We start from the raw sequence: 13,758 nt of genomic DNA, 5'->3' as shown, positions 1-13,758 counted from the left end.
TGGAATAAATCAGTTCGCGCACGGTGAATAACGCCCGTGGCAGTAGCTTTGGCTAACGCTTTAGTATCAGTTTGAGGGTTTTGCTGCCGGCAGGGCTAACGATGCGGGCAAGGTACATACCTTCCTTCATGTTACCTGCAGCAACCTCAATGGTCACCTGCTCATTGGCCATAGCCGTGCCTGTGCTAAGCTGCTTTACAAGGATGCCCTGGGTATCATATAGATTGACCGTATACTCTCCGGCGTCCTGCAGCGTGAACTGAATTGTTGCTTTGTCGCTGAAGGTAGTAGGATAAGCTAGCGCCTGGAGCGCCTCTTGCTGCTGCGCATTTTGGCATGGGATGGCTACCTCTTTCTCCACCCTAAACTTGACGTCATCTATTGCACTGGAGCCGGCAAAGTAGCCTGAGCCGTCCCTGCCATCCAGTACCACCTTCATTTTTGTGACGCCTCTTGTATTGCCCAGGTCAACTGTCTGCCTGCTATTGTTACCCAATGTTTTCAGGTGTACTTTATGTAGCTCGTTTCCTGCCTCGTCATACAAGTATACCCACGACATGTCCTCGTAAAGGTCCATGTCTAGCACGCCTATAGATTCCAAGGTTACTGGGCCAATAGCTGAGAAATCCAGGATCAATTCTCCGCCCCACTGGTTATCGTCCGGCACATCGGATAGGTTTGTGTTGATTATCAGCACCTGGCCCCAGTCCGTTGTGTAGAGGTCAGCGTCATCTCCGGTAGGTGCCTGAGAGTCGAATATGGCTGCGTGGTTCTCTGGCGCAAAGGTCTCTGTGCTCCCCGGGTTGCGCTTTCTGCCCATTATACTTACCGTGCCCGCCTCAGTCTCTATACTTGAGATCAGGCCTTTTTTCGCGCTGTTGAAGTCGATAAGGTATTCTTTAGCTGTAAGCTCCGAAGAGGCTGGTGTCACGGCAACCATGGTGGAGGCGCTGCAGCCGCTCTGCGGGTCTGTCACAGTAAACGTATAATCGCCGGCCATCTTAACTATAGGATTTTGCTCGCTGGATGTATAGCCGTCCGGACCGGTCCAGGAGTAGCTTACTCCTTCAGTATCAGATGAGCCTGTAAGCTGTATGGAACCGCTTAGGCAATCCAGTTTGCCGCCGGTAGCGCTAATAGACGGCCCCTCCTCGCGGGTTACTTTTACAGTGTATTCCACTGGGCATCCTTTTGGGTGCTGGAGCCTTAAAGTATAAGTGCCAGTTGCGTCAACGACCGGATTTAGTGTTCTATAACCAGAAACGAAATGGCCACCATCACTGGCAAGCCATATAGGTTCGCCGAAATCATTTGTGATGGATCCTTCCAGCGTTACGGTAGGATTAGCGCACGTGAGTGTTTTATCGGGGCCTGCACTACCTTCCGGAAAGCGCATTTGCGTTACACCTTTTGTCGCGGATGAAGTTAATCCTGTAGCATTATGCTTAACCTCAAGCGTATACATGCCCGGCTCATTAACTTCAGCATTTGGTGCATCCGACGTGTAATCATTTGGGCCAGTCCATCTGTACGTGATACCCTCCTTCACCTCATTGCCATTTAGTGTCACGTATGAATCTAGCAAAATGGGTTCTCCATCACAATCAATTTCGGGTATTCCATTGGTTATCCGTGCTATAAAAACATCTTCCGCTTCGGTGACTACCATGGTGTCTTGCATGGTACACCCATTTCGCCTTCCGGTTAAGGTGATAGTATATGTGCCGGGTGCGTCTACTATCGGGTTGAGGGTGTTCCCTCCTGAAACAATGTTGCCCCCGTTGCTAGCCTCCCAGGAGATATCGTAAAAGCCATGTGAGTAACCCTGTAGTTTAACTGTTTTAGTAGAAGGATGAACATTTAAATCGGGTCCGGCAAACCTCTTAGGGTAATTGTACCCTAGTATCTCGATAGAGTTTTGGCCAGTTAAGCCATTGGTGGTTTTTGCAATTAATTTATAGATGCCTGGCTTTGTAACAACTATATCTTTTTTATCGGAGCTAAAGCCATCCGGCCCAGTCCATTGGTAGGTCGCTCCCTCATCAAGGTTTACACCGCCTTTATGAACAGTAGATACGATTGTTATTTCGTTGGTATAACAATCCAAAATAGACCCTGACCCTGGCGTAGTCAGCCAGATAATCGCCTCGTCTTCTGCTAGTTCACCGGTACCTGTTTGGGCACTAGCATGAATGCTTAGCACAGGATTTAGAAGAAAGCACAAAAGGCTAAAGGCAAAAAGATACCACAGCCGGGAGGAGGTATGATAATTTTGATTTACATCATTTGTGTAAGCGTAATGTTTTTTCATAGCATGTTATATAATAAATTTAAATTAATCAAGACAAAGCGTGGCCATGCAGATGAATCTATGGCTTCATCGCTTTCAGATAATAAACTTTTGAAAATATTGATTTTAGCTGATGCTTTTGAATCTGGGGAGAAACGTGTGCATCATGCCAGTGTGGGTTAAGTAAATTTTTGCATAGGCTTATATTAAGTTTATGTTGATCATAGAATTTGGAGTTGTACTACTGGAATTCTGTATACAGTAAATTATTGTACTTTAATATTACAATACCTCCTTACGAAGTTAGATTAATTTAAGGTAGGTAGCTTTGTGGTTTTCTTAGATAGAGGTGCAATATTGTGGGTGAATGGCTAGTCATAGTGGGTGAACAGTTGTTTATTCCCAGTTAAGAGTAACTTATAACAAGGTGACGATGTATGTTAAGACTTTCGTAGTCTAAATGAATTTGTTTTTCTCTTTGTACTGTTTTGAGAGCATTAGCCACTCCTGATTTTAACCTTAGCCAGAAAACAAGTATGCGAGCTGGAAGTAACAGCTTCCTTTATCCTTCGAATTTTTTAATCTACTTTAGAAAGACTTTAAAATCATACTTCCCATAGGGGAAGCAGCCTTAGAGGACATTGATTCCTCCCTGCTTAATAACACTTTATAAAAGGCAAACTGCTGCAAGTGCTAGGGCGTTAAACATAAAGTTGTATAGCCCTATTAGGGCCAAGTTTTAGGCTGAAGAAGAGGGGGGTATGTTTCTGCAGCGACCGAAGCGCAAAAAAAAAGCCACTCCAGTTTTACCTGAAGCGGCTTTTGTAGCCCGTAGGGGAATCGAACCCCTGTTACCAGAATGAAAATCTGGCGTCCTAACCCCTAGACGAACGGGCCGTTCTGTCTGATTGTGGTGCAAATATAGCGGGTGTTTTTTTAACTGCAATAGCATCGGTAAAACTTTTTGATTGGTTAAAGCAATACCGTTGACAATCAGAGGGAAAAAATTTGCGGAGGCCAGCATTGGCAAATGTTAACAAATAAAAGCTTCTTGCGTTAGTATAAACCCATTTACCACTACCAAACGAACAGGAAGTATGGCAAAAAACCTACAGTACGAAGGAGTAAAACCTGAAGCCTTTGAGCAGCTAAAAACTAAGTTGCAGACCTATGGTATCAGCCTGCAGGCAAACAACGGGAGCTTCAGCGAAAAGGGCGTGTCAGGGCGCTATAACTACGACGCGGCCACAGAGCAGCTGCGGCTGGAAGACCTAAAAGTGGGGTTCCCGGCAAGTATGATGGTAAGCGAAGACACCCTGCAGACGCGCCTGGACGAGTTGCTAGTGCAGCATGGCGGTAAAGCGCTTCACTAAGCAGGCTATACACTTTTTAGGCCGGGGACGTATACTTCAGTAATCAAAAAATTAAAACCTTGTAAAACTATGGAAAATAATACCTCGCAAAATCAGAATAACAATAATACAAATAAGAATAACCAACAAAACAAAAGCCAGAAGGGCCAGGAAGGGAATGTCCTGCAGATGCTGCAGCCGCACGATATGTCTAAAACGGTAGAGTCGGCCATGCACGTTTTTCAGGGGAGGCACGACAAACTGCCGGATCTGATGCAGGACATGGGCCACATCATCCTGAAGGCCAGCCGACGATTTACCACGACACAGCTTATTCTGGCTGCCGGCGCGCTTACGGTGGGCGCCATCCTGATCTCGCGCTACAGTTCTTCTGATGATGAGGAGTATGACTATGAAGAGGCCTAAAACAGGCTTCCTGCAAAATAAAGAAAGCCCTTTGCCATGCCCGGCAAAGGGCTTTTGCATGTATTTATACTTGTGGCACGGGGTTTGTTTAGGCTGCCTGTATATAGTAATACGCTATATTTACGTTAATCTTAAAATTTCTAATCCTACTACTATGAAGAAGATGAATCTAGTGCTCCTGTGTATGTTTTTCCTGTCTGCCTTTGCCGTGCAGGCGCAGCAGGGGCAGTCGCTGCCGCCCTTGGTGAGTGTGTCGGGCACCGGGGAGGTGCGGGTGCAGCCAAACGAGGTGGTCGTGAACCTTGGCGTGGAGACCCGCGGTAAAACGCTGGATGAGGCACGAAAGGAAACCGACAAGAAAGCCGCAGCCATTATCAGTTACTTGAAAAAGAAAGGCGTGGATGACCGTCATATCCAGACATCTTATGTTACGCTCAACCCCGTTTACCCTGGCGGAGAGTATGGCCGCACGAATCCGGAGTTCTACATGGCTCAGAAGAGCATGACAGTGGTGGTAAAGAAGATGGACAAATTCGACGAGCTGCTGTCGGGCTTGTATGAGGCAGGCGCCAACCGCGTAGACGGGGTGCAGTTTCAGGTATCGGATGTAGAGAAGTATAAAGCGGAAGCCCGCAAAAAAGCCGTGGCCAACGCCAAAGATAAAGCCTCTATGTTAACATCAGAGTTAGGCGCCAAGCTTGGCCGGGTGTATGCCATTAACGAGGGCAGCAGCAACGGGGGAGGCCCCAGACCTATGTATAAAATGGCGATGATGGAGTCGGCTGCCTATGACAGCGCCGGCGGACCTACCATAGCCGGAGGAGAGCTGGTGATAACCTCTACCGTGGACGTGAGTTTTGTAATTGAATAACCTCAGAAGTATAAAACAGAAGCGGCGGCATCCAAGTTATGGGTGCCGCCGCTTCTGTTTTATACCTTGGGGGAGTTAGGCCGGCTTTACAAAATGCTCCATCGGTTTATACTTGTTGTGCTCGTCCAGCAGGAAGCTAAGTGGCTGGTGCGGGTTCTGCAGAATTTGCTGCTCCCTTATGTCCCAGGGCTTCAGCATCTCCTCCAGCATGTGGGCATAGGCCGTCATTTCCCAAGGGTTGAAGATCTCGTTCGTCACATCGTCAATTAGCGTGTCCAGCACCAGGTGGTCATCTTCAGGCTTCACAGGGCGGATAAAATACTCGGGCACCACGCTGAAAATGTAGGCGGCGTAAAATATCCGCGCCTTAAACTCCGCCAGTTGGATGGGGTGCAGCTGTTGGCCTTCTGTTACCTGGTACAGCCTCCCCAGCGCCTTTTTGATGATGCCGTTATCCAGCAACGTGCAGACGATGGCCACCGAACCCAATTTTATACTAAAGGCCATGGTGGTCAGCTCATCCTGGTACTCAAACGGGAGTGTGTCCTCGGTTGGGCTTACCTCCAGCAGGAAAAGGGAGCAAGGTAGAAAATCGGCGAACTGCATGGGCACCCGCAGCGACTGCAGCACCTGGAAGAAGGATCGGAACTTGCCCAGCATTTTAGGGTCTTCGCTTACGGCATACTGCGGCATCACCAGCGGGTCAGTTTCTTTGATAAGCTCGGTTACGAGGGTGCCATAGTACATTTTCCCGATCCACTGGAACAGGCGCTGCGGCGGCAAAGCACGCAAACCCTCCATGCCTTTTTCGGCGGCCTGTGCTACTTCGTGCTCCAGCGGCATCAGGTGGTGTGTGTGGCAGCGGTCGCAGCAGGGGATCGTCAGTTGGCTGAAGGTGGTGACGCTTTTATCCAGCATCAGCAGCTCCTTGTGCTGCAGGTTATACTTGTGCTGCAGCCACTCGGCAAACACAGGGGCACGGTGCTCTTTGGTAATAATAGTGCCGCACAAGAAGCAGTTGGTATCGGTAAACTGCATTTTCTCGAACGGGTCATATAAAGTAAGGTCTATCATATCTAGCATAGTTACTGAAGTGCAAAGATACACAAGCTAAGTTTAGTTATTCGTTGTCGATTATTTGTTAATCGCCTATCGTTCTTCTACCTTTCTACTTCTCTGCCTTTTTACCTTCAAAACTTGGGTTGAATGGCAGCCGGAAAAGTACTACTTTTGCTGTGCGATGCCACTCTCTATCACATCCCTAAATTCCGGAAGCAACGGTAACTGCTACTACATCGGAAACGAGCGCGAAGCCGTGCTGGTGGATGTGGGCATTTCGTGCCGTGAAGTGGAAAGGCGCATGAAGCGGCTGGGGTTACAGATGAGCAGGGTGAAGGCCATCTTTGTCTCGCATGAGCACAGCGACCATATAAAAGGTATTCCGGTGCTGGCGCGCAAGTATAACCTGCCGGTTTATATCACGCCGGGCACCTTGCATAACGCCCGCCTCGACTTCTCGGGGTTGCAGCTGCTAGCTTTTCAGGCGCATGAGCCGGTGCAGGTAGGGCGACTCGCAGTAACGGCTTTTCCCAAATACCATGATGCCCGCGACCCGCACAGCTTTATAGTGTCCGGGCAGGAGGTAACGGTGGGCGTGTTTACCGATATCGGCGCTCCCTGCCAAAACGTTATTTCATACTTCCAGAAATGCCACGCAGCCTTTCTGGAGGCGAACTATGACGAGGGCATGCTGGAGCAGGGCCGCTATCCATACTACCTCAAAAACCGCATCCGGGGCGGTAGTGGGCATTTATCTAACCGGCAGGCGCTGGCGCTCTTTACGGCCTACAAGCCCGAATTTATGAGCCACCTGCTGCTGGCCCACCTCTCCAAGGACAATAACTCCCCAAAGCTGGTGCAGGATATCTTCTCGCTGCACGCAGAGGGCACAGAAGTGGTGGTGGCCTCGCGCTTTGAAGAGACGCCGGTCTTCGCCATTAGCCAGCATCACCAACCAGGCGTGGCCAAGTCAGTTGGCCAGCAGATGAGCCTTTTTGAGGAGGTAATAGCGCTGTAGAGCCGACTGTCTAATAAAAAAGCAATATCTTTATAGAAATTCTTTCGTTACGGAGGTAGGCCTTGGGTCACTTTTTAAGGATAGCTTTTACATCACCTCAACAACATACTTAATCAGAACAATATGAAAAAGACGCTTGCACTTGCTTTTATGGCGCTTTTAGCTTGGCGTGCGGAAGCACAGCAGAAAGCCCCGGTTCCTGCCGCAGAGGCTCAGATTAAAGCCGCTGTGCTGGCTGCCCCAGCCGATAAACGAGAGGGCGCCACAGTGTATGGGTACAACAAAGCCGGAGAACTGGTAACGCTGCGGAAAGGCAGCAACGAGCTGATTTGCCTGGCAGACGACCCGGCACAGGAGGGGTTCTCGGCGGCCTGCTACCACAAAGACCTGGAGCCGTTTATGGCCCGTGGGCGCGAGCTGCGCAAAGCCGGCAAAGACCACAAGGCGATATTTGAAACCCGTGAAGAGGAGGCCAAGAGCGGCAAACTGAAAATGCCAAAGCAGCCCACCACGCTCTTCGTGTACACAGCCCCCGCAGAAGGCTTTAATGCCAACACCGGCGAGGTGAAGGACGGTTACCTGCGCTATGTGGTGTACATCCCGTACGCCACTGCCGAAAGCACGGGTTTGCCTCTGAAGCCGGAAGGGCCCGCTATGCCCTGGATCATGTACCCCGGCACACACGGCGCCCATATCATGATCAACCCGCCCCGCGAGTAAAGTATAAATTTAAGCTCAGCCCGACTGGGCGGTTATAAAACAAGAAAGGCGATGCATTACTGCACCGCCTTTCTTTATACTTGCCTGTAAGCTTCTATAGCTTTTTCAGGCCTTTCAATTCATCCTTACTAACTTCTTTCACGCTCACAGCCACACCGCCGCCTGGGGCAATGTACTGCTTCAGCTTGCTTTTGGAGTCTACCCGTACCTTTCGGATCGTATACTTCTGTGGGTTCTTGTTCCAGCTGGCGTCTTTGGCATCGGCATAGATGGTAGCCACAAAGTTCTTGCCCTTTGGCAGGAACTTAAAGTTGATGGTTGCCGTGCGGGAGTTCTCATCGGTGATGCCGCCTACGTACCACTCGTTCTTTCCTTTAGCCTTGCGCGCGATGGTCACATAGTCGCCGGGCTCTGCCTCCTGCACCCAAGTATTGTCCCAATCTACGGCCACGTCTTTGATAAACTGGAAAGCGTCCGGGAAGCGCTCGTAGTTCTCCGGCAGGTCAGCGGCCATCTGTAGCGGGCTATACATGGTCACGTAGTAGGCCAGCTGCTTTACCAGCGTGGTGTTTACGCGCTGGTTGCCGCCATAGATCGACATATCCGTCTGGAAGATACCCGGAGTGTAGTCCATCGGGCCACCCATCAGGCGTGTGAAGGGCAGAATTGTGGTATGGTCCGGGGCAAGACCACCCATGGCCTCAAACTCCGTTCCGCGGGCAGACTCCTGCGCAATCCAGTTGGGGTAGGTGCGGTGCAAGCCGGTCGGGCGCACGGCCTCGTGGCTGTTCACCATGATTTTATACTTGGCGGCCTTGTTGGCTACATAAATATAGTGGTTCACCATCCACTGGCCGTCGTGCTGCTCACCGCGCGGAATGATCTTGCCCACGTAACCGGTCTTCACGGCATCGTAGCCATACTTGTTCATAAAGGTAAAGGCCTCGTCCAGGCGGCGCTCATAGTTCACTACCGAGGAGGACGTTTCGTGGTGCATCATCAACTTAACGCCTTTGGAGTGCGCGTAGTCGTTCAGCGCCTTCACGTCGAAGTCAGGGTATGGCGTCACAAAATCGAACACGTTTTCTTTCCAGTTACCGAACCAGTCTTCCCAGCCTATGTTCCAGCCTTCCACCAACACGGCGTCAAACCCGTTCTCGGCTGCAAAATCGATGTAGCGGCGCACGTTCTCGTTGTTGGCGCCGTGGCGGCCATTCGGGGTGAACTTCGTGAAGTCGTCTGTCAGTTTTACGTTTGTCTCGGTGCTGTAGGCCCAGGAGCTTTTGCCGTTCACAAAATACTCCCACCACACGCCAATGTACTTCGTCGGCTTAATCCACGACACGTCCTCATACTTGGTAGGCTCGTTCAGGTTCAGGATCAGGCGCGAGGCCAGAATGTCGGTGGCTTTGTCGCTCACCACAATGGTGCGCCACGGCGACTGTGTTTCCGTTTGCATATAGCCTTTGTTGCCCACGGCGTCCGGGGTCAGGTGCGAGCTCATCCGGAAGTTTACCGGGTCCACGTTCAGGTGCATGGCTGGGTAGTTTACCAGCGCCGCCTCATGTATGTTGATGTACAGGCCATCGTCGGTCTTCATCATCGAGGGCGTTTGCACCGATAGCGTATCGATCGGGTTTTGAGCGTGCACATCGATGGTGGCCTTCTCGATCAGGTTCGGGATCTGCGAGATTTTGGAAGTGGTATAGGCATACTCGTTGGTGTTGTAGTCGCCCCGAATCCAGAAGATCTTGTGGTCTCCGGTCAGGTTAAACTCCGTATGCTCTTCTTCAATTACAAAGTAATTGAGGTTCTCCTGCTGCGGAAACTCATAGCGGAAACCAAGGCCATCGTTAAACAAGCGGAAGCGGATGTTTATGTGGCGCGCCTTCGGCTCCGACTGCTCCAGCGTTACCAAGAGTTCGTTGTAGTGGTTGCGGATCATTTTCTGCTCTCCCATAACAGGCTCCCAGGTTTCGTCCACTGTATTCTGCTTGGTATCTACCACTTTAAAGCCTTCCAGCATGGAGGGTACATCCTGCGTGGCAATTCCCATCTTGCTTTGCTTAATGACAGGCTTCTTTTTAAAGGTAAGTTGATAGGTGGGCTCGCCTTTTGCCGTCAATTCGAACTTCATGCTGAGGTTCTTGTCGGGGGAGGTGATAACCTGCGCGTTTACCAGGGTGGTAAAGGCACAGAAAAACAGAAACAGGGCAATTCTGTGTGCCTTCTGTCTAAACTGATCTGTACTCATAGAGACGTTTGTTGTGAATCGTTGAATGTTTGTCGTTAAAGATAACGCGGCATTCATAGTGCAGCCGCCATTAAGTATAGCAGGCAGCGGGGCGTTTTATCCCTTGGCAACTAAACTTTCGTTTGCTGCAGTTAAAATTTGACCTGCGAGGGGTAACGTAGGAGTGGCTGCAGCCTTACTGCCGGAAGTATACGCTGAATGTGGAGCCAACGCCTTCCTCGCTCTCCACTTTAATGGAGCCGCCCGCGTTCTCCACTATCCGCTTCACAATGTAAAGCCCTACACCGGAGCCCTCCACATGGTCGTGCAGGCGCTTGAACATGGAGAAGATCTTGTTTTCCTTCTGCATGTTAAGGCCGAGGCCGTTATCCTGCACCGAGAAGACCGTGTGCTGCGGCGTTTTTATAGTGGTAATGCGCAGGTGTAGCTGCCGGTCCGGAGACCTATACTTTATGGCGTTACTGATGAGGTTGTACACCACGCTGCGAATGTTCTTGCCGGAGAAATGCACGGTAAGCGTATCGTCCAAATTCTTTTCCACAGTGGCGTTTGTTTCCTGCAGCTGCATGTCAAAATCAAGGAGCACCTCGTTTACTACCTCGCTCAGCCTGATACTGCCTACGTCATCGCCGGCTTGTCGCTGAATACGGGTTACATCGGTCAGGTCGGTCACAGCGCGTTTAAACCTGTTCAAGGAGTTCAGAATATAATCCGTTATTCGCTTTACAGGGGCAGAATTAAGGGTTTCTTCCGGAAGGTATTCAAGCAGAGCCTCCATCAACCCCTCAATGTTAGAGATTGGGGCTTTCAGGTCGTGAGAGGCAGAGTATACAAAGTTATCGAGGTCGGCATTGGTGGCCATCAACTCATTATTTAGCTCCTCCACCGACTGCCTGTACTTCACCTGCTCGCTTATGTCTATGGCTACGGCAATGACGCCGGCGATAAAGCCCTGCGGGTCATACATGGGGTGGTACAGAAAGTTGAGGTATACCTTTTCCATTTTTCCATTGCGCTCCAGTTGCAAAGGCAGTTCTGTGGCTACAAAGGGTTCCCCTGTGTTTACTACCTTGTCCAGCAGCTCAATAATGCCCTGTTCGGCTACCTCCGGCAAGGCTTCTATCACAGGTTTGTGCAGAACTTCTACCGGTTTGCGGCCCCAGATCTCGCACACGCCGGGGTTTGCCAGGTCTATGATGTGCTGCGGGCCACGCAGAATGCATATACCCACCGGAGCTTGTAAAAATACTTCCTGGAGGTAGGCCTGCTGCCGCGCCAGCTCTTCCCGGGCCTGCACGCTTGTAACCGTGGTTCCGATGTGGTTGGCAATTAACGTCAGGAAACCTTTATACTTGTTGTCAAACTCCAGCCACGGGCTTATGCCCGCCACTAAAAAACCAATTACCTGATTCTGGCCGGGCCGAATGATCGGGAGAACCGCTGCCTGTATCAGCTTTTCAGAATTGCCTTCCTGTGTTGCCAGCAGGTGTAACGGCGCACAGTCTACCAGTTGCATGGTTTTAGAGCTCAATGCTTCTGCCAGGGGCCAGGGTGCACCGGGTTTGGTTAGCGATAGCGTTTGAGGGGCATACGCTTCCGTAATGCATCCTGCCATACCTATTCGTGTAGCGCTGGTGGCGGTATTGTTCAGGAGGTATACCAGGCTGAAAGGGAGGTCCTTGCTGTTCCTAAGCAAAATATCGCAGGAAAACTGGCTTGCCTGCTTCATGGTATGGATTTGGGTATATACTTCGGATATTTCCTTCAGCGTTTTTAGCCGCCGCTCGCTCAAGACAGTGGAAGTTACTTCGTGACAAGCGCAGAAAATACCGTTCACGGCTCCGTTGCTGTCGAAGGCAGGGCTATAGGAAAATGTCCAGTAGGTTTCTTCTGCAAACCCTTTTCGCTCCAGCATCAGCATCAGCGCCTCCGCATAAAAAGGGGTGCCGCCTTCCAGTATACCGTCTACCACCTTGCCCAGGTCACCCCAGATCTCACGCCACATTTCGCGTGCGCTCGCGCCCAGGGCTTTGGGGTGTTTGTTACCCAAGGCTGGCAAGTAAGCATCATTGTGGAACATGTACAGGTCGTTTGTCCACCAGATAAACATCGGAAAACTGGAGTTGAGCAGCAGGCGGATATTTGTTTTCAGGCTTTCAGGCCATTTCTGAGGGCTGCCAAGCGGATGGTTTTCCCAGTCGAAAGACCTCATCAACTGCCCCATTTCTCCTCCTCCTCGAAGGAAGTCGTAAGAACTGTTCGTAGAGTCTTCTATTTTATTGTCAAGCATACAGGTTGTTCTAATCGAAGTATGTTTTCGGCGCTAGTTTGGCCGACGGTGAAGCGTGTACGGCCACAGGGCTGCATTGTGATTTATACGTTTTGCTAAGTTAAGTATAATATTTCCTCTATGCTTTTATTTTTTCCGGCAATTTTTCTACACTAAGATGCGATAATCTTGATATATTGAGGCTTTATCCGTCAGTTGCTACTGCGGAAAGACCCTGCCAACGGAGCGCGGCAGAAAGCATTTTACCCTCACAAAAGCAATGAATAAGCTTAAAGAAAACACTGGGAACCTAGAAAAAAGCCCGGTTATCCAACACACGAAACAGCACTTTGTTATCCTCGATGGGTTAAGGGGCGTAGCGGCTTTGGCCGTTGTGGTCTTTCATTTCATGGAGTGGATTTACGCCCCAGATTCCGGGAAGAATTTCATCGGGCACGGCTTCCTGGCCGTGGACTTCTTTTTCTGCCTGTCCGGGTTTGTTATCGGGTACGCCTATGACGACCGCTTGGGTAAAATGGGAATCATGGGGTTCTTTAAGGCCAGGCTGATCAGGCTGCACCCCTTGGTTATGCTTGGCTCGGTGCTGGGCTTGTTGGCCTTGCTCTTTGATCCGTTTGCCCCCTACGCCGGGCAATACGGCACGGGCAAGCTAATCCTGCTGTTTGTGTGCTCCGCTCTGCTCATACCTTTTCCGGTGATGGAAGACCGTGGTTTTAACCTGTTCGGCCTCAATGCCCCTTCGTGGTCCTTGTTTTGGGAATACGTCGCTAACATTGTTTACGCCCTTGTGCTCTGCAAACTCTCCCGCCGCTATTTAATCGTGCTGACCGTGTTGGCAGCCGCTACTCTTTGCTTTGTCAGTTATCGCGCCGGGAACCTGTTGGGGGGCTGGGCAGGGGAGAACTTCTGGGATGGCGGTGCCCGTATCGCCTACTCCTTCTCCGCCGGACTGTTGATCTATCGCTCCAACTGGATAATTAAAAACAGGCTCGGGTTCGTTGGCCTGGCCGCTTTGCTGTCGCTGGCTTTTGTGATGCCCCATTTTGAATGGAATTGGGTGGCAGAGGCCCTGGTGGTGCTGTTTTATTTTCCTTTGCTTGTTGCCTTGGGAGCCGGTTCCAGCCTCTCACCAAAGCTGAAAAAACTGTGCGTGTTCTCCGGAAAGATCTCATACCCCCTGTACATGACCCATTACGCCGCTATCTGGATGTTTGGCAACTATTTCCTGAGCAGCAAGCCCGGCACAACCGAGCTGTACCTTGTCGTGTCGGTAGGGACGGCTATATTGATAGGTTTTGCCTATCTCGTAATGGTGGGGTATGATATCCCTGTCAGGAGGTACCTGAGCAGCAAATGGCGGCAGCGGCAGGAGTAGGAGCCATGGTTATACTTTAGAATACTGATCTTAAATAAATCAGTGAGAGAGTATAAACTGAACCGGCTGTATTAGCCGAGATGTTGTAGAAATCAGCTCTAGT

At 50.4% G+C, this 13,758-nt stretch carries 11 protein-coding genes and 1 tRNA gene; 7 read left to right on the top strand and 5 right to left on the bottom strand.

Annotated elements, in window-relative coordinates; genetic code table 11:
* Positions 1 to 52 precede the first annotated feature (52 nt).
* On the bottom strand, positions 53 to 1,180 hold the full coding sequence (locus FJM65_RS21400) for a T9SS type A sorting domain-containing protein (protein WP_181163793.1): 1,128 nt from the start codon (positions 1,178 to 1,180) through the stop codon (positions 53 to 55).
* A gap of 1,134 nt (positions 1,181 to 2,314) precedes the next feature.
* Here FJM65_RS21400 and FJM65_RS21395 point away from each other — a divergent pair.
* A complete protein-coding gene (locus FJM65_RS21395; protein ID WP_181163792.1) occupies positions 2,315 to 2,473 on the top strand; it encodes a hypothetical protein in 159 nt (52 codons plus the stop codon).
* Between the two features lie 642 nt (positions 2,474 to 3,115).
* Here FJM65_RS21395 and FJM65_RS18865 read toward each other — a convergent pair.
* A tRNA-Glu gene (locus tag FJM65_RS18865) sits at positions 3,116 to 3,187 on the bottom strand.
* 200 nt (positions 3,188 to 3,387) lie between these two features.
* Between FJM65_RS18865 and FJM65_RS18860 the strand changes: the two genes are divergently transcribed.
* The 3 genes from FJM65_RS18860 to FJM65_RS18850 all read left to right on the top strand — a co-directional run bounded on the left by FJM65_RS18860 (position 3,388) and on the right by FJM65_RS18850 (position 4,939).
* Positions 3,388 to 3,663: a hypothetical protein gene (locus FJM65_RS18860; RefSeq protein ID WP_140623639.1), complete on the top strand. Its 276-nt coding sequence runs from the start codon at positions 3,388 to 3,390 to the stop codon at positions 3,661 to 3,663.
* Positions 3,664 to 3,732: 69 nt separating this feature from the next.
* A complete protein-coding gene (locus tag FJM65_RS18855) occupies positions 3,733 to 4,068 on the top strand; it encodes a hypothetical protein (RefSeq protein ID WP_140623637.1) in 336 nt (111 codons plus the stop codon).
* A 154-nt stretch (positions 4,069 to 4,222) separates the two neighbouring features.
* Positions 4,223 to 4,939 (top strand): SIMPL domain-containing protein, encoded by a 717-nt coding sequence (locus FJM65_RS18850; protein ID WP_140623635.1) that lies wholly within the window; start codon positions 4,223 to 4,225, stop codon positions 4,937 to 4,939.
* A 75-nt stretch (positions 4,940 to 5,014) separates the two neighbouring features.
* Here the strand turns inward: FJM65_RS18850 and FJM65_RS18845 are convergent, their stop codons facing one another.
* Entirely contained in the window at positions 5,015 to 6,022 is a 1,008-nt protein-coding gene (locus tag FJM65_RS18845) for a hypothetical protein (protein WP_140623633.1), read from the bottom strand.
* 157 nt (positions 6,023 to 6,179) lie between these two features.
* On the opposite strand from FJM65_RS18845, the gene FJM65_RS18840 reads away from it, so the two are divergent.
* On the top strand, positions 6,180 to 7,016 hold the full coding sequence (locus FJM65_RS18840) for an MBL fold metallo-hydrolase (RefSeq protein WP_140623631.1): 837 nt from the start codon (positions 6,180 to 6,182) through the stop codon (positions 7,014 to 7,016).
* A 123-nt stretch (positions 7,017 to 7,139) separates the two neighbouring features.
* Positions 7,140 to 7,736 (top strand): hypothetical protein, encoded by a 597-nt coding sequence (locus FJM65_RS18835; RefSeq protein WP_140623629.1) that lies wholly within the window; start codon positions 7,140 to 7,142, stop codon positions 7,734 to 7,736.
* A gap of 94 nt (positions 7,737 to 7,830) precedes the next feature.
* Here FJM65_RS18835 and FJM65_RS18830 read toward each other — a convergent pair whose 3' ends face one another.
* Positions 7,831 to 9,990, bottom strand: coding sequence for a glycoside hydrolase family 97 protein (locus tag FJM65_RS18830; RefSeq protein WP_140623627.1), 2,160 nt, complete (start codon positions 9,988 to 9,990; stop codon positions 7,831 to 7,833).
* A gap of 175 nt (positions 9,991 to 10,165) precedes the next feature.
* Positions 10,166 to 12,280, bottom strand: coding sequence for a PAS domain-containing sensor histidine kinase (locus tag FJM65_RS18825; protein WP_239023025.1), 2,115 nt, complete (start codon positions 12,278 to 12,280; stop codon positions 10,166 to 10,168).
* A gap of 259 nt (positions 12,281 to 12,539) precedes the next feature.
* Between FJM65_RS18825 and FJM65_RS18820 the strand changes: the two genes are divergently transcribed.
* Positions 12,540 to 13,655: an acyltransferase family protein gene (locus FJM65_RS18820; RefSeq protein WP_140623625.1), complete on the top strand. Its 1,116-nt coding sequence runs from the start codon at positions 12,540 to 12,542 to the stop codon at positions 13,653 to 13,655.
* The last annotated feature ends 103 nt before the right edge of the window (positions 13,656 to 13,758 follow it).

This window comes from Pontibacter mangrovi (genome assembly GCF_006385705.1).
GTDB lineage: Bacteria > Bacteroidota > Bacteroidia > Cytophagales > Hymenobacteraceae > Pontibacter > Pontibacter mangrovi.
This window is presented reverse-complemented; position numbering and strand designations above follow the sequence as displayed.